At 26.3% G+C, this 19391-nt stretch carries 19 protein-coding genes and 3 tRNA genes; 9 read left to right on the top strand and 13 right to left on the bottom strand.

The window, feature by feature from the left end:
* Positions 1-5: 5 nt before the first annotated feature.
* The 3 genes from MAU_RS02665 (at position 6) to MAU_RS02675 (ending at position 318) form a co-directional block, all read left to right on the top strand.
* Positions 6-81: transfer RNA gene (locus MAU_RS02665), tRNA-Arg, on the top strand.
* 85 nt (positions 82-166) lie between these two features.
* Positions 167-240, top strand: a tRNA-Gly gene (locus tag MAU_RS02670).
* Between the two features lie 4 nt (positions 241-244).
* Positions 245-318: transfer RNA gene (locus MAU_RS02675), tRNA-Gly, on the top strand.
* Between the two features lie 113 nt (positions 319-431).
* Here MAU_RS02675 and MAU_RS03525 read toward each other — a convergent pair.
* Positions 432-638, bottom strand: a complete 207-nt coding sequence (locus tag MAU_RS03525) for a TIGR04554 family membrane protein (protein WP_083861582.1) — start codon at positions 636-638, stop codon at positions 432-434.
* A gap of 607 nt (positions 639-1245) precedes the next feature.
* On the opposite strand from MAU_RS03525, the gene MAU_RS02680 reads away from it, so the two are divergent.
* The 6 genes from MAU_RS02680 to tig all read left to right on the top strand — a co-directional run bounded on the left by MAU_RS02680 (position 1246) and on the right by tig (position 7317).
* The gene (locus tag MAU_RS02680; RefSeq protein ID WP_004425030.1) at positions 1246-1845 is read left to right on the top strand and encodes an FMN-dependent NADH-azoreductase; all 600 of its coding nucleotides are present in this window, start codon (positions 1246-1248) and stop codon (positions 1843-1845) included.
* A gap of 297 nt (positions 1846-2142) precedes the next feature.
* Positions 2143-2586 carry a 50S ribosomal protein L11 gene (rplK, locus tag MAU_RS02685; protein ID WP_004425033.1) on the top strand — a complete coding sequence of 148 codons (444 nt, stop codon included), beginning with the start codon at positions 2143-2145 and terminating at the stop codon, positions 2584-2586.
* Entirely contained in the window at positions 2586-3278 is a 693-nt protein-coding gene (gene rplA, locus MAU_RS02690) for a 50S ribosomal protein L1 (RefSeq protein WP_004425036.1), read from the top strand. The genes rplK and rplA overlap by 1 nt, the downstream gene beginning before the upstream one ends.
* A gap of 234 nt (positions 3279-3512) precedes the next feature.
* The gene (gene eno / locus MAU_RS02695) at positions 3513-4889 is read left to right on the top strand and encodes a phosphopyruvate hydratase (protein WP_004425037.1); all 1377 of its coding nucleotides are present in this window, start codon (positions 3513-3515) and stop codon (positions 4887-4889) included.
* 234 nt (positions 4890-5123) lie between these two features.
* Complete coding sequence (locus MAU_RS02700; protein ID WP_004425040.1) at positions 5124-5831, top strand: hypothetical protein; 708 nt, start codon at positions 5124-5126, stop codon at positions 5829-5831.
* A 46-nt stretch (positions 5832-5877) separates the two neighbouring features.
* Positions 5878-7317, top strand: coding sequence for a trigger factor (gene tig / locus MAU_RS02705; protein ID WP_004425045.1), 1440 nt, complete (start codon positions 5878-5880; stop codon positions 7315-7317).
* Between the two features lie 64 nt (positions 7318-7381).
* On the opposite strand, the gene MAU_RS02710 is transcribed toward tig, so the two are convergent.
* From MAU_RS02710 to MAU_RS03450, 12 genes are all read right to left on the bottom strand, one after another.
* Positions 7382-9442: an MSC_0620 family F1-like ATPase-associated subunit gene (locus tag MAU_RS02710; RefSeq protein WP_004425047.1), complete on the bottom strand. Its 2061-nt coding sequence runs from the start codon at positions 9440-9442 to the stop codon at positions 7382-7384.
* A 21-nt stretch (positions 9443-9463) separates the two neighbouring features.
* Entirely contained in the window at positions 9464-9919 is a 456-nt protein-coding gene (locus MAU_RS02715; protein ID WP_152414853.1) for an MSC_0621 family F1-like ATPase epsilon subunit, read from the bottom strand.
* 1 nt (position 9920) lies between these two features.
* Positions 9921-10817: an MSC_0622 family F1-like ATPase gamma subunit gene (locus MAU_RS02720; protein ID WP_004425052.1), complete on the bottom strand. Its 897-nt coding sequence runs from the start codon at positions 10815-10817 to the stop codon at positions 9921-9923.
* Between the two features lies 1 nt (position 10818).
* Positions 10819-11322: an MSC_0623 family F1-like ATPase-associated protein gene (locus MAU_RS02725; RefSeq protein WP_004425054.1), complete on the bottom strand. Its 504-nt coding sequence runs from the start codon at positions 11320-11322 to the stop codon at positions 10819-10821.
* Between the two features lie 3 nt (positions 11323-11325).
* The gene (locus MAU_RS02730) at positions 11326-12786 is read right to left on the bottom strand and encodes an MSC_0624 family F1-like ATPase-associated membrane protein (protein WP_004425057.1); all 1461 of its coding nucleotides are present in this window, start codon (positions 12784-12786) and stop codon (positions 11326-11328) included.
* Between the two features lie 157 nt (positions 12787-12943).
* Positions 12944-13825, bottom strand: a complete 882-nt coding sequence (locus tag MAU_RS02735; RefSeq protein WP_004425060.1) for a DegV family protein — start codon at positions 13823-13825, stop codon at positions 12944-12946.
* A gap of 96 nt (positions 13826-13921) precedes the next feature.
* Positions 13922-15166: a tyrosine--tRNA ligase gene (tyrS, locus tag MAU_RS02740; RefSeq protein WP_004425061.1), complete on the bottom strand. Its 1245-nt coding sequence runs from the start codon at positions 15164-15166 to the stop codon at positions 13922-13924.
* Between the two features lie 192 nt (positions 15167-15358).
* Positions 15359-15712 (bottom strand): 50S ribosomal protein L19, encoded by a 354-nt coding sequence (gene rplS, locus MAU_RS02745; RefSeq protein ID WP_004425063.1) that lies wholly within the window; start codon positions 15710-15712, stop codon positions 15359-15361.
* Entirely contained in the window at positions 15702-16382 is a 681-nt protein-coding gene (gene trmD / locus MAU_RS02750) for a tRNA (guanosine(37)-N1)-methyltransferase TrmD (RefSeq protein WP_004425067.1), read from the bottom strand. The genes rplS and trmD overlap by 11 nt, the downstream gene beginning before the upstream one ends.
* An 8-nt stretch (positions 16383-16390) precedes the next feature.
* On the bottom strand, positions 16391-16648 hold the full coding sequence (gene rpsP, locus MAU_RS02755; protein WP_004425071.1) for a 30S ribosomal protein S16: 258 nt from the start codon (positions 16646-16648) through the stop codon (positions 16391-16393).
* A gap of 299 nt (positions 16649-16947) precedes the next feature.
* A complete protein-coding gene (locus MAU_RS02760; protein WP_004425074.1) occupies positions 16948-17529 on the bottom strand; it encodes a variable surface lipoprotein in 582 nt (193 codons plus the stop codon).
* Between the two features lie 492 nt (positions 17530-18021).
* On the bottom strand, positions 18022-18678 hold the full coding sequence (locus MAU_RS03450) for a variable surface lipoprotein (RefSeq protein ID WP_004425077.1): 657 nt from the start codon (positions 18676-18678) through the stop codon (positions 18022-18024).
* Positions 18679-19391: the final 713 nt, after the last annotated feature.

A 19391-nucleotide genomic window follows, 5' to 3' on the forward strand; every position in this document is an offset into this window, starting at 1 on the left:
GTGACGGTCGTGTAGCTCAGGGGATAGAGTACGTGCCTTCTAAGCATGTGGTCGCAGGTTCGAATCCTGCCACGATCGCCATTTTTTTTATGCTTTTTTTTAAAAGATTTTTTTCAAATTTGCAAACAAATTAAAAATTAGTTTATAATTTTTTTACGTTATATTAGCGAGTGTAGTTTAATGGTAGAACTTTAGCCTTCCAAGCTAACTACGTGGGTTCGATTCCCATCACTTGCACCATTTTGCGGATGTAGTTCAATGGTAGAACATCAGGTTGCCAATCTGAATACGAGGGTCCGATTCCCTTCATCCGCACCATATGAGGGAAACTTGGTAACCCCAAGTTTTTTTATACATTTTTTATTCTTAAAAAATAAAAAATGATCTTAATTTTTCTCTAAGAAAACTAAGATCATTTTGAAGTAGTTATTTTATTGTCTTTTAGCTTTTAAGAATACTACAACACTTAAAATTGTAGCAGCAACTGAAAATACAAAACCTGCGGCAGCCGTTCCTTTAATCAAGGCTTCAAGTTGGTCTGAGAACAAGTCTAAAAGTTTAGGATTTGTATTTTTAGAGATTGAAACTGAAACTAAAATTAAAGCTAGTAAGCTAACTCCATAATCACAATTACTAATATAAGGTTAACTTTATTTTCCTTGATTGTTTTTAGTTTAACTAAAAATAGAGTAGTTAATAAAATTATGTTTATTAATGTAATTGTTAATGCAATTGCAGCAAGTGGTAGCATTCCTTTAACAAGAATTCTTGTGTTAAATTAACGATAATCCGAAACGTTATTCATTGCCAATAAAAAAGTTCCTTTCTTTTTTATTCTATCCTACTTAAAATACATTTTTCAATTCTAAAAAATTAAGAACAAATTCATTATTAGATAATCTAAAAATATGTAAATTTTCTTCTTAATTTAAGGATATTTTTGCTAAATTCCAATCAAATTTTAGATAAACAAATTAACCTAATTAAAAACAAACAAAGAAATCTTATACTAGCTATTTCAATATCATATTTTATAGCATTAAATATCAATAAAAACTAACCATTTATCCTAATAAATATTTAATATACAAAAAACTTAAATTAAATCAATTTCATTAGCAAAAAAACTAAATAAGTAATTAAAATATCTTGCCTTATAAACTACAAAATAAGAAAGTCAACTATAATTTAAATTATGTTATATCTATAATATAGATATTAAATAAATTTGAAAGGAAAAAGGCAATGGCAAAAGTTTTAGTATTATATTCTTCACCTCTTAATAATATGAAATCAATTTCAACTTTATCAGCAAAGAAATTCATTGAAGAATATAAAAAAATCAATCCAAATGATGAAATCATTGAATTTGATTTAAATAATCTTGAAATGGCACAATGTGGCATGAATTCCAATAATTTTGGCAATTTCTTTAACGAAGATTTATCAAATAAATACATTGAACTTCTAAAAGAAGTAAATAAAGTAGTTATATCTTCTCCAATGATTAATTTCAATGTTCCAACTGTACTAAAAACATTTATTGACAGGATAGCAGTAGCAAACAAGACATTCTCATATAAATATTCTAAAAAAGGCGCATCAATTGGACTTCTATCAAATCTTAAAGTCCAAATTATAGCTACACAAGGTGCTCCTTATGGTTGATATTTATGAGCAAATCATATTTCATATCTAGAAGGAATTTGAAACTTCTTAGGTGCAGAAGTAGCTAAAAGTATTCGCATTGATGGCACAAAAGTTGAACCTTATGTAAGTATGGATCCATCTGATGTAATTAAGGACAAAGAAAAAGAAATTAAAGAAGCAGCAGAAGCCTTCTAATAAGAAATTCATCAAGAAAATAAAAATCAAAAAACATAGGTTATGTGTCCTATGTTTTTTTAAGTAAAATTTGCATAAATCCAGACTTATTTTAAGCGAATTTTTGCATTCTTTTAGGATACTTAAAACGCAACATTTAAACCAATTTTTTTGGTCTAATATTTCAATATTTGTTTTTTATTAATAAAAAACTATATTTTGTTATAATTGCATTTGCAATATAAAAATTGCCAAAAAAAGTGGAAGAATTAAATAAATTCGCTATAAACCACAATTATCGAAAGGATTTTAATTAAAATGGCAAAGGAAATCGTAAAAAAGGCCAAATTACAATTTATTGCTGGCCAAGCTAAACCAGGGCCTGCTCTTGCTGGAGTTGGAATTAACATGCCTGAATTTACAAAGGCATTTAATGATAAAACAAGAGAAAGAGGACAAGAACCTGTTCCTGTATTAATTACAGTTTACAAAGACAAATCATTTGATTTTAAATTATTTACCTCACCAACATCATACAAATTAATTGAAGCTTCAAAAGCAAAAAAAGGTAGTGGTGTTCCTAACAAAGAAAAAGTTGGATCAATTACACTAGAACAATTAAAAGAAATTGCAGCTTACAAAATGCCAGATATGAATGCTAACACAATTGAAGCAGCAATGCGTCAAGTTGCAGGAACTGCAACAAATATGGGTATCACTATTGAAGGTTATGATGAATGATTGAAAGGTGGTGCTAACTAATGGCTAAAAGAGTTACAAAAAATGCTAAAGTTTTAAAAACCTTAGTTAATAAAAAAGATGTTTATGCATTATCTGATGCAATTAATTTAGCTAAAAAAGCATCATTTGCAAAATTTGATGAATCAATGGATATTGCAATCAAATTAAATCTAGACACAAGAAAATCTGACCAACAATTAAGAGGTGCAGTAGTTCTTCCAAATGGAACTGGAAAAACTGTAAAAGTTTTAGTTGCTACTGACGAAGTTAGTGCTCAAAAAGCAGCTTTAGAAGCTGGCGCTGACTTAATTTATTCAGCAGCTGAATTACCAGAAGTTTTAAACCAAGATAAATATGACTTCGATGTAATTGTTGCTGATCCTAAAATGATGTTAGTTTTAGGTAAATATGGTAAAAAACTTGGACCTAAAGGTTTAATGCCTAACCCAAAAACTGGAACTGTTACAACAAATCCAGCTAAAGCAGTTGAAGAACTTAAAAAAGGTAAGGCTAACTACCGTGCTGATAAAGGTGGAATTATCCATGCTTCAATTGGTAAAAAATCAATGAGCACTGAAGCATTAGTACAAAATGCTGAAACCTTAATTCATACCATTAAAAGATTAAAACCACAAGCTGTTAAAGGTACATATGTATTAAATATTGTTGTATCAACCTCTATGGGTGCAGCAGTAAAAGTTAAAATTGACTAATTAAAAATGGAATTCATTTAAAAGTGATTCCATTTTTTTATTTCTTGTTTTTTTAAAAACAATAAGTAGCTTTAAATTAGATATCTAATTTGTATTAACAAGACAAATGAAACTTAATCCCAATAAAGGTTCAAGTATTTTTTAATAATTAAACAATAGGATATAATTTATAAATAGTTATTAAGCATGCAATTACTTTTTATTTAAATGATTAACTTAAGGAGTTAGATTAAAATGTCTAAAATTAAAAAAATATATGCATACGAAGTGCTAGATAGTAGAGGAAATCCAACAATTAAAGTTGAATTACACACCAAAAAAGCCTTTGCTGAAGCTCTAGTTCCTTCAGGAGCATCTACAGGTTCAAAAGAAGCTCTTGAATTAAGAGATAAAAACACTCAATACGAAAATAATTGATTCGGTGGTAAAGGTGTTCAAACTGCTTGCGATAATGTTAATAATATAATTCAAAAATTATTAGTTGGAATGGAAGTAAGTCAACAAGAAATCATTGATAGTAAAATGCTTGAAAAAGATGGAACTGAAACCAAATCAAATCTTGGAGCAAATGCTATTTTAGCTGTTTCTTTAGCTTGCGCAAAAGCAGCCGCAATCGAAGCTAAAAAACCATTATATGAATATCTTGCAAAATTAGGTAAGAATGGCAATAATATGTATTCATTACCAGTTCCCATGCTAAATGTTATCAATGGGGGAGAGCATGCCTCAAACACCATTGATTTTCAAGAATTTATGATTATGCCTTTAGGAGCTAAAACTTTTAAAGAAGCTATGCAAATGGCTAATAAAGTATTCCACACTCTAGCTAAACTTCTAAAAAAAGCAGGACATGGCACGCAGGTTGGCGATGAAGGTGGCTTTGCTCCAAACTTGCATACACACGAAGAAGCACTTGATTTCTTAGTAAAAGCAATCAAAGAAGCTAACTATAATCCAGCAACCAGTGGTGAAAATGCCATTGCAATTTGTTTAGATGCAGCAAGCTCAGAGTTATATGACGAAAAAACCAAAAAATACGTTTTCAAAAAATTCAAACAAGCATTACTTGAAAAAAGAGAAGGTTTTGCTAAATATGCTAAAAACAAATATGAATTTAGTTCAGCTGAACTAGTTAAATACTATGGCAAATTAATTAAGAAATATCCAATTATTTCCATTGAAGACTCTCACCATGAAGATGACTGAGATGGCTTTATTAAAATGAAAGAACAATATGGAAAACAAGTGCAATTAGTTGGCGATGATTTAATTGTAACCAATCCAAAATATATAAAAATGGCAATTGAAAAAAATGCAATTAATGCTTCTTTAATTAAAATTAACCAAATTGGTTCTCTAACTGAAACAATTAAAGCAATTAAGATGTCACAAAATGCCGGTTATATTCCAGTTATTTCCCACCGTTCTGGTGAAACTGAAGATACTTTTATTGCCGATTTAGCTGTTGCATTTAGTACCAATGAAATTAAAACCGGTTCCATGTCTAGAACTGATAGAATTGCTAAATACAACCGTCTTTTAAAAATTGAAGATGAACTAAAAAACAAGGGTAGCTATTTAGGACAAAAAATCTTTTCAAACCTTAAGTAATTTTGCGCAAAAGCAAAATATAAACCTTTTAACTAAATTAAACACTATATAAATTTAAGTGCCTCCCATTAAATAACCTTTAATGCTAGAGGCATTTATTTTTATTATTTTAGTCGCCTTTTTTAGCCATTTTTTTAGATTTATTTTTATAAAAAAATCACTAAAAAAAACCTTTAAAAAATAATGTATTTATCTTGATATTTCTAAGTATTTTTTTGTAAAATTGTAATAATTATGAACAATTTATTAGAAGAAGAATTTAATGCTTTTATTGATAGGATTTCTAAGATAAGAAACGAAGATCCTCTGAAAGCGATTTATTTATTAGATGAAGCAAAAAATCAATTTCCCCTACCTGCTATGCAAAATGAAATTGAATCATTTCGAAATATCATTTTAAGTCAAATTAAAAGAAACAATTTAAAAACAACAACTTCACTTGAAACTCTTGAATTAATTAATTCTTTAAAAAACAAAAAAATGGACTACGTTTTTATGCTTATTTATAATGAACTAAAAAATCGTGACATTAGCAGCTATTTATCCGAATTTCAGTATTTTTTTGAAGGAATTGATTTTGATAGTAATGGCTTTCAAGCTTTAATTTATGATTTATTGCAACAAAAAAATGTTGACTATGATTACAAAATCAATAATGAAATTATTAATCCCTCTAAAGATGGCTCTTTTTTAAAAAATGCAGCAATTGCAAAATTAGAAAAAGAAATCATTGAACTATTTAAATCAGATATATCAAAAACTAAAATTGCAAGACAAGTTTTTGGTGCTTATTTATTCCAAAATTGAGTTGCAATTTTAAAAAATCGCACCCAAGATGATTATTCAATTATAAGCAATGTTACTAAGGTTTTATTTAATGAAAAAGATGCAAGTGAACTTAATGAAACAGAGCTTAGCTTATACAAATTATTAGCTAAATAAATGCTATAATATTTACATATTTTTTATTCATAGGAGAAGAAAAAAAATGTCGAAAAAATTCAACAATGAAAATACTGAATTAATCATTAACTATACTTTTGAAGGTGCTGAATGAGAAGCAGCGCTTGAAAAAACAAGAAAGAAATTGGCAAATGAAGTTACTGTTCCTGGTTTTAGAAAAGGAAAAGCTCCTTTATTTGAAGCTCTAAAACATGTTAATCCAATGAAGATTTTTGACAAAACAATTTCTGATAACATTGAAAAAATTTACCAAGATCACATTATTAGCCAAATTGATGAAAAAGATATTTTAGCTGATAACTTTAGACCAAAATTTGATGTTACTGATTTAAGTTTAGACAAAGCAGTATTTGAATTTGTTTTTCCTTTATTTCCAACAATTAAATTAGGTGATTACAAGCATCTAAAAACTAAACTAGAAACTCTAGAATTAACTAACGAAGAAATTGAAAGTCAAAAAAGAAATACACTAGAAAACTATGTAGTTATGCTAGATTCGAATGAACCTATTAAACTAAATGACAGTGTTAACTTTGATTTCACTGGTTTTGTTGATGGGCAAAAATTTGAAGGTGGCGAAGCTGAAAACTTTGATTTAGTTATTGGTTCAAACCAATTTATTCCTGGTTTTGAAGAACAAATGATTGGTCTTAAGAAAGATGAAACCAAAGACTTAAATCTAAAATTCCCAGAAAACTATCATGCTAAAAATTTAGCTGGCAAAGACGTAGTTTTCAAAGTTAAAATTAATTCTATTAAAAGCCCTAACTACCCTGAAGTTAATGACCAATTTTTAAAAGAAATTAAAATTAATCCATTAGTTAATGACTTAGAAAGTTTCAACGAACACATTAAAAATAATGCTCTAAAAGAAAAAATTAGTGCGAATAGTCAAAAATATATTAATGACGCAATTGATGAAGTAATTGAAGCTTCCGAAGTTAAAATGTCAAACTTAATTATTGATGAAACAGCAAATTCATATTACCAAGGATTTATTAACCAAATTAAAAAACAAGGTATTAGTGAAAAAGATTACATCGAATTTGCTAAAACTTCCAAAGATGAAATTTTAAATCTATACAAAGATGAAGCTAAAAAGAATTTAACTAAATCATATGTATATGGCAAAATTGTTGATGAAGAAAAACTACATGCAACACAAGAAGAATATGATGAAAGAATTAATTCTTTAGCACAACTATATGGACTAGAAGCTAACCAAATTAAATCATTCCTAAAATTTGAAGTTTTTGAACAAGAAAAACTAGCTGAAAAAATCTTTGATAAATTAGCTGAAATTAATGACAAAGAATCTTTAGTTAAATACCAAGAAGCAAAGAAACTTACAGCTGAATATGAAAATAAAATTCAAAGTGCAATCATAGCTCAAGTTAAAGAAATGTCAAAAGAAAAAGAAGATTCTTCTCAAACTAAAGAAAAAAAAGAAGAAAGTAAAGAATAATTAAAACCCACATTGAAATTTAAATAAAAAATAGACTTTCACATATTAGAAAAGTCTATTTTTTTTATAAAATTATCATAATAATTGAAGCAATTGCAATAGCAAGAATTAAGCTAATTGTAACAATGGAAATTGCTGATGCTTTGATGCTTTTAATTTGGTTTTTCTTAATGCTTAAGAAAATTACTAAGGCTAATAAAATAATAGCTGAAATTCCTAAAATTGCATAGCCAAATTGTTTTAGACTAACTTTATTTGTATTGCTATTTAATTTAATTTCTTGTTGCACATTTGCATATGCTTTCTCAAAGTTTTCTTTGGTTTCTTTTGCACTTAGCGGTTTGTTATCCACTAATAAAGCTAAATTGCCTAATTGACTCATAATTTCTTTAATTTCATTAACATATGATTGATATCAAACATGAAGATTAATTACTCTTTGTGTACTATTAGCAATTAGTTTTGCAACTTTTTTATTTAGCATTTCATAGTAGGCATTTATATATCCTAAATCAAACTTACTATCAGTAAAGTTTTTTGTAATAATATCTTTATTTAGCCTAATAATTTCTTTAAATCTTAAAAGGGCATCTCTAAAAGAATAAGGAATCGCACTAAAATATCATTCGCCATTAATTTGCGATGAATATAAAGAAGATAACATTAAATATTTAGCTTTATTTAAATATTTATCAATTGAAGTAAGATTATTTGAATTTAAATAAGCCTCTGCTCCAGAAGCTAAAATTTTGTTTGTTGCTTCTGCATACTCAAATTTATTTGTAACCTGCACACCAGCTGCTACCATTCGAAATAATGAATCACGTAGATTATTATTTTTAATATCTAAATAATTAATTTTGTCATCAAGTCCTAAAGCTGCATATATTTTATTAAATGTTTGCTTATTGGATTCAATAATTTTTTGGTAAGTTAAATTAATTGCTTTTTGTTCATCAGAAGTATTAATTGCAATTTTTTTTAGATAACTACGTGCACCTTTATTTTCCAAACGATCAGTAATGCTTATTGTTGCTTTTAGACTATTAGAACCTTCAACTTCAAGATTAGTAACGCTATATTGATATCTTGTATTAATTGGATTATCAAAAAAGAAGATATTATTTTTATTTTGTCCGGCTGAATCAAATGCATTTTTTAAAGAAGAAGTATCACTAGATACATATTCAGGTGACACTCAAGGACGCAGTTCTGGTAGGCTTCTAACTTGTTCATCTAAGCTAATTGTTTCTGATGGTTTATCTCCAGGAACTAAATCAGGCTTAGCAATTGGTTCATTATTGTTATTTTCTTTTTCATTTTCTTCAACTTCAAAGTTTTCATTTTGCTTTAAGTCAAATTTAATGAATTTCGGATTTAATTTAGCAATAATATATTCATCCCAGGACTTAAAGCCATTAGGATTACTAAATTCAAATTGGTTTTTATTTTTGAATTCAAGTTTAAAGTCTTTTCCAATTTGGGGAAGATTTTTTTCATCATACAACATTGATTTTAAATCATTGTTTAATGCGCCCAAATAGTTTTCAATCATTTTTTCAAGACGATCTTTTTTGATTGTATTAATTTCGTCTTTGGTTTTATTTATTTCAGCTTTGCCATTAAATTGTTTTTTGTAGTCTGTTCCATCTTCTTTACCAATTTTAATGGAGTTAAATTCTTCATTATCAAATTTAACTTTAGAAACTTCGTAGTTTTTATTTTTAGCTAGCACATATGGAAAAACAACATTAAAACCTTTGTTATTTGAATGGTTTGTTTTTAGGTCACTTTTATTTGCTTGCAAATATTGCAAAATGGATTGCACATAAATTAATTTATTGATTTCAGAAACATTTTTAACAAAGTCATCATTAATTAATTTTTCAAGTTTCTTTTTTTCATTGTCAAAATGACTAATTGTTTGATTTAAAACTTTTTCAATTCCTTCTTCAATTTTCTTTTTACTTAATTCATTAAACGTATCAAAACCAGCTGCATTTTTAGGTTCTTCTTTTTCTTTATCTTCTCTTATTGTTTGTTTTGTTATATGTTTATAAGAAACAACAGATAGAGGTAATAAAGGAATTAGACCTAAAGAAAGTAATTTTGTTTTTAATTTCATAAAATAATTTCTTTTTTTTAATTATTTAACTAAACGAAATTTTTGTTCTAAATTAAGTAAAGCGAGTTTTTGTTTGAGAATTTTAAGTTCCATAAATTGGTCTAAACTTAAACCTAAAATTTGAAGGGATTGATAGTATTCGATTTTTTTGGCAATTTCTTTAATTTCTTGATTTTTATCAACTTTTTCTTTGCTTTCTTTGTAGATTGTTTTTTTACTAAATGTATTGATTGTAATTTGGTTTTCTTTAATAACAATATTCGTATTTAACAAGAATAAATAAAATGTTTTTTGTTCATCAAGATCATTAACTTTAATCATAACATACTCATATGCCATGATTGAATTTGAATCAATCAAAATTCAATCATCATCTTCATCAACATTAATAAATAACTGGGCATTTTTAATTTCAAGAATTTTGCTATCAATAAAATTAATCTTGAGATTAAATGAATTTCTTTTATTTTCAATCATTTTATTCATCCTTAAAAACTTTTTCATTTGTTCTTGTTAAAAGTACAATTTCTTCAATTTCTTTTTCTCTTTTGTTTCTGATGATTTTTTTCTTAACACTACTAATTTCATCTTCAATTTGATTGATTACTTTATTTGTTGTAACTAAATCGTTTTTAGCATTATAAAAAGATGATTCAATCATTAAAGAATACACTGCATTTTCTAAGAAAATATTGATTTCCTTATCAATAAATTCTTCAATGTTAGGGAAAATTTTGAATTGCTCAAAATTTATTATACTTTCTGTTTGATTTTGTTCACTAACTAATTTATTCACATCGAATTTTTCGATTGGGAGAATTGTAAAGTAACCATTGTAATTACGATTTGTATTTAAAACAAAGTTAACTTCATCATAATTATTTTCAGCATGTAAAACTTTGATTATTTGGGAAATAATTCAAGGAAGTCTTTTAGATTGCTTGTCATTTTCACTAAATGACTTAATTATATTGAAATCATTTTGTACACAAAAAGCTTGTGCTCTTTCACCTATAACAATGAAGTCATCATTTTTTTTATTTGCTAACTTTTGTATTGTATTTTCATATCTTGAATATGAATCTGTTGAGTATTTTTGATTTTCTGTAACATAGATTCAAAGAATACTTTTTTTCTTAAAAATCTTTTTTATTTTGGAAGTTATTTTTGAGCTATTAATTAATTTGTTTTTAATGGCATAATGATTTTTAACTTCATTAATTAAAGCAATGTTTAAAAGAGCGTTTGAAACATTGAACTTTAATCTTTTAGTTAATTTCATAATATCAATAAGCAGAATATTTTTTTTGTTATTAACTTTGGTTAAAATATTTTGCAAATTCTGTAATTTTTCGTTTAATTTTTTTAAGTGCATTTTATCATCCTAAAATACTTTTTTCATCATAAAATAGCTCAAGATCTGCATTTTTTTTAATAATAAGATTTTTTAGTATTTCAATATAAAAATCATTAGCTAACAAATAATTAATTTCACCATTGAAATTTTTAATCAACTTTTCATTGAATAAATCTGCATTGCTACTTAGATTTAAAGATTCAAAATTTGTGGCTGCTTCTTTTGTTAAAAATGGACACAAATATAAGTTATTAAGTGTATTAGATAAACCAAAAGAAATAGCCAAATTATCAAAAACTAAATCAAATTTTTTAATTAGTCCTTCTTCTAATTTATTTAAGAAAAAAACCACTTCTTTATCATTTGTTTTTAAATTGCTTTTTAGAATTATTGTTGCAAGTAATTTATCAAAGGTAATGAAATTATTCTTCTTTTTAATTTCATTGAATTCTAAATTTAAAATTTTAATTTCTTTATTTGCTACGATTAAGAATTTTTTTTCTAATTTATTTTTCTTTTCCATTTTTTAATTTCTTTCAAGATACTGCATATTGGTTTTTTTTGTTATCTTAGATAAGCTCACAATTAAATTAATAACTGTTGCAAGAATAAAAATAAGAATAATTGAAGTTGTAGCAATAATAAAGATTTGTTCTAAAGATAAATTTGAATTTATTAAATAGAAGCTTTCGTTATGATTTGCAACTAAAATCGAATTTAGTCCACTAATTAATAAACTTAAGCTTAACATTATAATAATAGCTTCTAAAAGAATTGAAACATAATAAGATAAAGCAGCAACTTTTAATCTATAAGTAATTAGAATAATAAAGCTAGCAAAAGCTGCAATTAAAAGTGTGATATTTAGACTTAGTTTGTTTTTGGTTAAAAAACTAATAGAGCTAACAATAACTCAGATTAAAAAGATACTAAATGAAAAAATAAGATTATTAAATAAAAGACCTTTAATCTTAAGTTTCTTTACAAAACTAATTAATAAATATGCAACTAGAATTAAAAGAATAAAGAAAATTCCAATTAAATATAAATAATCTTTTGGATTTTTATTACTCTTAAATAACTCAATTTCATTCTTATAAAATAAAGTTCTTATAAATCAAACAAATATAGTAAAGAAAAGAAAAATATATAGCAAAATCTTTTCTTTAACTACTGACATTTTTCCTTGTTTAGAAATTAATAAAATAATGTTTTCAATATTGATTAAGAATACTAAAAGCACTAGTAAAGAAATAAAAAGGATCATTAAAAATAAATTCTTTATACTTCTTTGGTTAAATAGTTCAACAAAGAAATTATGCACTTTATTATTATTTAAAAAATCATTTCTTTCAAGAGGTGTTTTTGAAAATACTCAAGCACTTAGAATACCTATAAATAAAAAAACAAAAGTAATTCTTGAAACTATTGAAATAATCATTGAAACTTTATTTTTGTAATTAACTGGATCCGTTTTACTTTTTAGTTGAAACTTATAAATTAAATAAGCTATGTCAACTAAAAGAAGTGGTATTGAAATTAATGATAAATAATAATAATCAACAATATTCTTTTTAAAAAAAGTAAATAATAAAACTAAAGATGCCAATGAAAAAAGCAAATAAATAACAAATCAAACAATATATTTTTTAGTTGCTTCTCTTTGATTGATTAAGTTTGAAAAGTTGGCTATAAATGTATATAAAAAAATGCCCAAGAGTAGAAAAATTCGAAATAAAACTATGTAATTAATTTTTTCAAAAGCTGGGTTTGAAAAATCTAGAAATCAAGAGATACTTTTGCCATCAACTAATTTATTAGAAAAAAGTGTTAATGGGGCAAAGAATAAAATTAAAGCGCTAAAAATTACAAGAAAACTAATTAAAGTAATTTTTAAAACTAATAGCAGATTATTTCTTTTTTTATTATTGAGCATTGATTCAAAATCATCATAAACTTTTTTATTATTAATAGCATTAGCTTGCATAATATCTTAAAACTCCTTTCTATATTAGATTTTGTCTTTAATTTTTTAAAAAGTAATACATATTTAAAAGTTTCTATAATATACAAACTATTTTTGATTAATAATTAAAAAATCTATATTTCTATAGTTATAGATATAAGTAACGAATGAATAAGTATTATCATTTTTTGGCAAACAATGTTAGTTTATCTTTAATGTTTTTATCAACATTTACAACAGTAACACATACAGCACCAATACCAGTATGAATTGAGATATCAACTGGTAATTTTACTGAATAGATTGGTAAATTATTTTCAGTAATAACTTTAAATTTTGCAATTAAGCTTTCAAGTAAGTCTGATTCAGCATGCACAACAAAAAGAATTTTATCTTCAAGGTTTGCTTTGTTATCTTCATACATTTCAGACACAGTTTTTTCAAGTGATTTAGTAAAGACTCTTCCAATACCTTCTTTTTCTAAAACACCAAAGTCATATTTAATTAGAGGAACTATTTTTAAAAGTTTCGCAATAACTGCAGCTGACTTTGATAGTCTTCCTCCTTTAACTAATGCATCATTAAATTGGGGAATTAAAATCAATCTTTCGTTGTTGATTTCAAAGTGTGCTATTGCTTCTTCAAAAGAAGCTCCAGCATTAATTTTGTTTTCAAAAATTAGTAGGTCTCTTACAACTAAATAAGAAACTCTTTTGGATTCAACAACATAAACTTTTTTATTATCTTTAAATTGATTCATTAAAAATGAAGTTTGTGAAGAAAGATGTGTGGAAATTGGATAAATAAGTACTAAGTCATAATCATCTATATATTTAGCTAATTCCATTTCTGCTATGGCAGGCGAAGTTGCAGATGTTTGCGCATTAACTTTTTTATTTTCTTGTCAAATTTTCTTAAAGTCTTCAACAAAAAATTCGCTTCCAATTTGGTATTTCTTGCCATCAATTTCACATTGTAAAGGAAGAAAACCTCATCCTAATTCATTTGCTTGTTTTTGTGTAAGCCCTGAGGATGAGTCTACAATTATTTTTATCTTCATAATTTCTCCTTGAATAAAAAAATACAAAAGAATTATACATTTATTTAAATTTTCATGCGTTTTTAATTAATTTAGGCCTTAATTTAAATAAAAAAACTAATCTAAATCTTTATTTATTAGAATATAAAATTCTTTTTTGCCTTTCTTTAATAATGCATATTTAAAGTTATATTTTAAAAATTCAATAGGGTAGTTTTCATCTTCAATAACTTTATTGTCCAAAGAAAATGATTTTTTAACAATAAATTCTCTTGATTCTCGATTGGATGCAGTGATATTATTTTCTTTTAGAAAATCAATGAATTTAGTGCCTTTTTTTACTTCAATTGTTTTAATTGAAGAAGTTAACATTTTAATATCTTTGATGTTTAGTTCTTTATTACTTTTTGCAAATAAAATATCTGTGATTTTTTTAGCTTGATTTAAAGCGTTTTTACCATGAATATTCTTAATCACTTCAGACGCTAAGGCTTTCTGGGCAATTCTTTTATTTTTTTCTAGATTATGTTGCTGCATAATTTTTGCAATTTCATCTAGAGAAAGAAATGTAAAAGCTTTTAAATATTCGTCAACTTTGAGATCAGATTGATTAAGTAGAAATTGATATAAAGCATAAGGAGAAGTCATTTGTTTGTTTAATCAAAGTGAACCTCCTCCTGTAGATTTACCAAATTTCTTACCATTTTCATCTGTAATAAGATTAATAGTTAGAGCCACAGCCTTAGCCTCTTCACCATAGATTTTTCTTATAAATTCAAGACCAGTAGTAATATTGCCTCATTGATCTGATCCACCAGCTTGAATTTGGACGTTGTATTTTTCAAACATACACTTGAAATCTCAACCTTGAATTAACTGATAACATAGCTCTGTAACACTTAGTCCATTTTGCAACCTTGTTGCAATACTTTCTTTTTCAAGTAAGTAATTAACATTGATTAATTTTCCAACTTCTGAAAAGAAATTAATAAGTGTCATATTCTTATAAAAATTTAGGTTATCAATTACATTTAAACCAAATTTTTCAAGTTGTTTTTTAATTGCTAACTTATTTTTATTTAGGGTTTTTAAATCAAGAAATTGTCTTTCAGCACTACGAAAACTTGGATCTCCTATCATTCCTGTAATGCCACCTAAAATTGCATAGACATTGTATCCTGCATTTTTAAAACGTAACAATGTTGCAATTTGCAAATAATTGCCTAAATGAAGACTTTTAGCTGTCGGATCAAAACCAATATATACTGATGCATTAGAATCTAAAGATAGAAATTTTTTTTCGTTTGATATATTGTTTAAAATTTTTCTTTCTTTTAGTTCATTTAGAAATTCTTGTGACATAAATTAACCCCTTGGAAAAATAAGAAAATTATTTATTAAATTATATAAATAATTTAAATAAATCAATTTAAATTGAAGCTATACAGACACGGCGTTTCAGATTATTTTTTTAACTTAAATAAATTTTATTTTTTAAAAAAACTAATATAAAAATAAAAAAGTTCGTTTCTTTTACGAACTTCTAGAAAGAAATTATTTTCTTTTAATTTCTTTCAATCTTGCACTTTTACCTTTAAGGTCTCTCATGTAGTAAAGTTTAGCTCTTCTAACTTTATTTCTTCTAATTACTTCAATACTTGAAATTAAAGGAGAATTGATTTTGAAAATACGTTCAACACCTAAACCATAGGATTCTTTTCTTACAGTAATAGATTTGTTAATTCCTTCGCCATAAGAAGCAATAACTAAACCTTCAAAAACTTGAATTCTTTCTTTGTCACCTTCTTTAATTCTTACGTGAACTCTTACATTATACCCTTCTCTAATGTCAGGAATATCAGTTCTAATTTGTTCTTTTTCTACAAGTTCTAATAATTTACTTCTCATCTTTTTTAATCCTTTCAATTATGTCTTTACGATTTTTTAAAGTCTTTAAATAAGCATGTTTCTCACGTCATTCTTGAATTAATTTATGATTTCCTGACAGCAATACTTCTGGTACAGCTAAACCTTTGTATATAGCTGGTTTTGTATATTGAGGATAATCTAGAAGGCCATCATTTTCAAAACTTTCATTTTGATGACTACCTTTACGCAGTACTCCTGGAACTAATCTTGAGATTGCTTCAGTAATTAGCATTGCAGGAATTTCACCACCTGTAAGAATAAAATCACCAACTGAAAGCTCTTCATCTACAAAAGCTAGCACTCTTTCATCAAAGCCTTCATAGTGCCCACAAACTAAAGTAATTTCTTGCTTTTTAGCTAACTCGTGCGCTTTTTTTTGGTTAAAAACAGCACCTTGCGGAGTTACTAGGATTTTATAGCTATTAGGAAGGCTTGCAAGTGCTAAATCAATTGGTTCCACTTGCAACAGCATTCCATCACCGCCCCCATATACTGTATCATCAACTTTTTTATGTTTTTCTTTTGAAAATTCCCTAAAGTCAATGATATTAATTTCTAGATGCCCAAGTTTTATTGCTTTGGCAATCATACTTGTGTTTTTAAAAGTCTCAAAATATTGAGGAAATAATGTGAGGATGTTTATTTTCATAAGCTTATTTATTTTTTACTTGCAATATATCTTGCATAGAAGTCATTTTTCTTTAGAAGAGTTCTAACAGTTTCTGTTGGTTTAGCTCCATTGTTTAGATATGAAGTAGCTAATTCTTCATTTAAAACCAATTGTTTTGTATGTGGATCGTAGTGACCTAAAACATCAATGAATTTACCATCTCTAGGAGATCTTGCATCTGATGCAACAATTTTGTATGTTGCATGGAATTTTTTTCCTGTTCTTTTTAATCTTAATTTAACCATATTAATCCTTATTTAAATAGTGTATAAAATTTACTTAATTCTTAAATTTAAGAATAATTTTATCATAAAAATTCTGTCAAGTAAAAATACTTTACAATTTTTTAAAAATTGAAGATTTAAAAGTTTATTTTATGGATGATTATTGTTATAAATAAGTGTTTAATAAAAAGCAAAAATTGACCAGCTAACCAGTCAATTTTTATTATTTAATGAAACTTTTAATAAGTGTATTTTAGAAAATTAAAAATACAAAATAAATATTTAAATATTTGAACAGAAATTGGATTGGATTAGTATTTTTAGATTATTGGATATTTACCATCATCAATTAAATCAGAAAGTCCAAGATCCCCTACAGCCGGTTTTTCTTTTTTGTCCTTCTTTTCATTTTCTTTCTCTTTGTCTTCTTCTTTTTTACCATCCTTCATTGGTGTTGATGCTTCTGCTGCAGGTGCGTTTGATTTTTTAGCTTTTTCTACCTCAGTTTGTAGTTTCTTAAGAGCGCTCACAAAATCATCTTTTGTTTTTAGTTTATTTAATTCTTCATCTGCTTTTTTAACTAAAGCTTCTAAAACTTCTTTAACTTCATTTTTTTCTTGTTTTTTTGCTTCAGATTTTACTTTAGTTATGAAATCTGCATAGTCTTTTTTTGCAGTTTCAAGTTCTTTTGTGTCATTTTCTTCCTTGCCAGCTTGGTCACCTTGTGGTTGATTTTCAGTTGGGTTTGTTGAAGGAGCTGAACTTCCACCATCTTTTGGATCTTTAGTTTCAGGTTTCTTGGCTTCTTCTTTAGTTCCACCACAATTTGCTGCAACTAATGGTAATGATACTAAAGAAGTTACTGAACCTACTGCTAATAGTATTTTGTTTATTTTTTTCATAATAATAGATAAATTTATTTATCTTCCTTTCACTAAATTTAGCATATTTCATATGCTCAAATTACATTGTACTTTTTTTTTTTTTGTCAAAAGTCGTAAAAATTGGCGTCAAAAATAGCAAAAATTGCCTCAAAAGCATAAATTTTTGTCAAAAACGAGCCCTTTTCTTAATTTTCCAGTACAAGAATATGAGACTAATTAGTACTAATAGGCTAGCTAAAAAGCGATTAAATATTTGATTAAACAAAGGACAAAAAAAGTTATTTATTACAATCAATATTTATTTACTGAACATTGTACTAATAATTTGACTTGTTTTGGGTCTCCAATAAATAAAAAAGCTGACCATTTTTATGGGCAGCATGAATATTATTATTTAGTGAAATGTTTATTAGGAAAATAAACTGATATTAAAGAAATATTTAAATATTTAATAAAGATTAGAAATTGATATTTTAATAGTCTTACTTTTTAATTTGATTTAATTTTATATTAAGCTCTCTTTGGGGATTTAATTTTTTCCACAGCATCTTTTAAATTTTTAAGAGCTTTTTCATAGTCTTCTCTAGTTTTTAATGATGAAGCTTGTTCTTTTTCTGATTTAACTAATTTTTCTAAAGCATCTTTGTGCTTTGATTCTTTTTTAGAGTCTTCTTCTACTTTAGAAAGTTCTGCTTCATAAGCCTTTTTAGCAGTTTCTAGAGTTTGATCATTCATTGGAGTCGGTGTAGATGATTCTGCTTTCTTAATTTTTTCCACAGCATCTTTTAAATTTTTAAGAGCTTTTTCATAGTCTTCTCTAGTTTTTAATGATGAAGCTTTTTCTTTTTCTGATTTAACTAATTTTTCTAAAGCATCTTTGTGCTTTGATTCTTTTTTAGAGTCTTCTTCTACTTTAGAAAGTTCTGCTTCATAAGCCTTTTTAGCAGTTTCTAGAGCTTCATTACTATTGCCATCCTTACCAGGATCATCTCCTTGTGGTTGAGTTGATGGGTTTGTTGAAGGAGTAGTTGCACCTCCACCATCTTTGTTAGTTTCAGGTTTCTTAGCCTCCTCTTTAGTTCCACCACAGTTTGCAGCTACTAATGGTAATGAAGCTAATGAAGCAACTGAGCCTAAAACTAATAGTATCTTGTTAATTTTTTTCATAATATTAGATTAGATAAATTGTCTTTTCCTTTCAATATATTTAGCATATTTAGTGTTGCCAAGTCCCTCACTTTCTTTTACTTATTTAATTTGGTATTTAGGGGACTATGCATATGCTCAAATTACATTGTACTTTTTTTTTTTTTTGTCAAAAGTCGTAAAAAATGGCGTGAAAATTGGCAAAAATTGCCTAAAATTTGCTGTTTTTGGGCTACAAAAATATATTTTTGTTAAATCTAATAAATATAAACTAAGTGTTCATTTCTTAATACTATTTATTCACTGTTAGTCATTATTTCTAATTAAGTAAAATAAGAATAGTGATGATAGAAATTACATTATTTATCCTTTAATTTCTAGTTAGGAAATCAACTATATTAGTATGTTTAAAAATATTTTTCAATGCGCTTTTTATTTAGAAATGACTAATGCTAAAGAGAAACTAGATATTTAATAAAAACAAAAAAATTGACCGGCGAACCAGTCAATATATATTATTTAATGAAACTTTTAATAAGTGTATTTTGATAATTAAAACTATAAATTAGATATTTAAATATTTGAATAAAAATTATATTGGATTAGATCTTACCATCTACAAGTTCAGAGATATGTAAATCACCTACTGCTGCCATTGGTTTACCTGCTTCTGGTTTACCTGCTTCTGGTTTACCTGCTTCTGGCTTTCCTGCTTCTGGTTTACCTGCTTCTGG

Source organism: Metamycoplasma auris 15026 (assembly GCF_000367765.1).
Lineage (GTDB): Bacteria > Bacillota_I > Bacilli_A > Mycoplasmatales > Metamycoplasmataceae > Metamycoplasma > Metamycoplasma auris_A.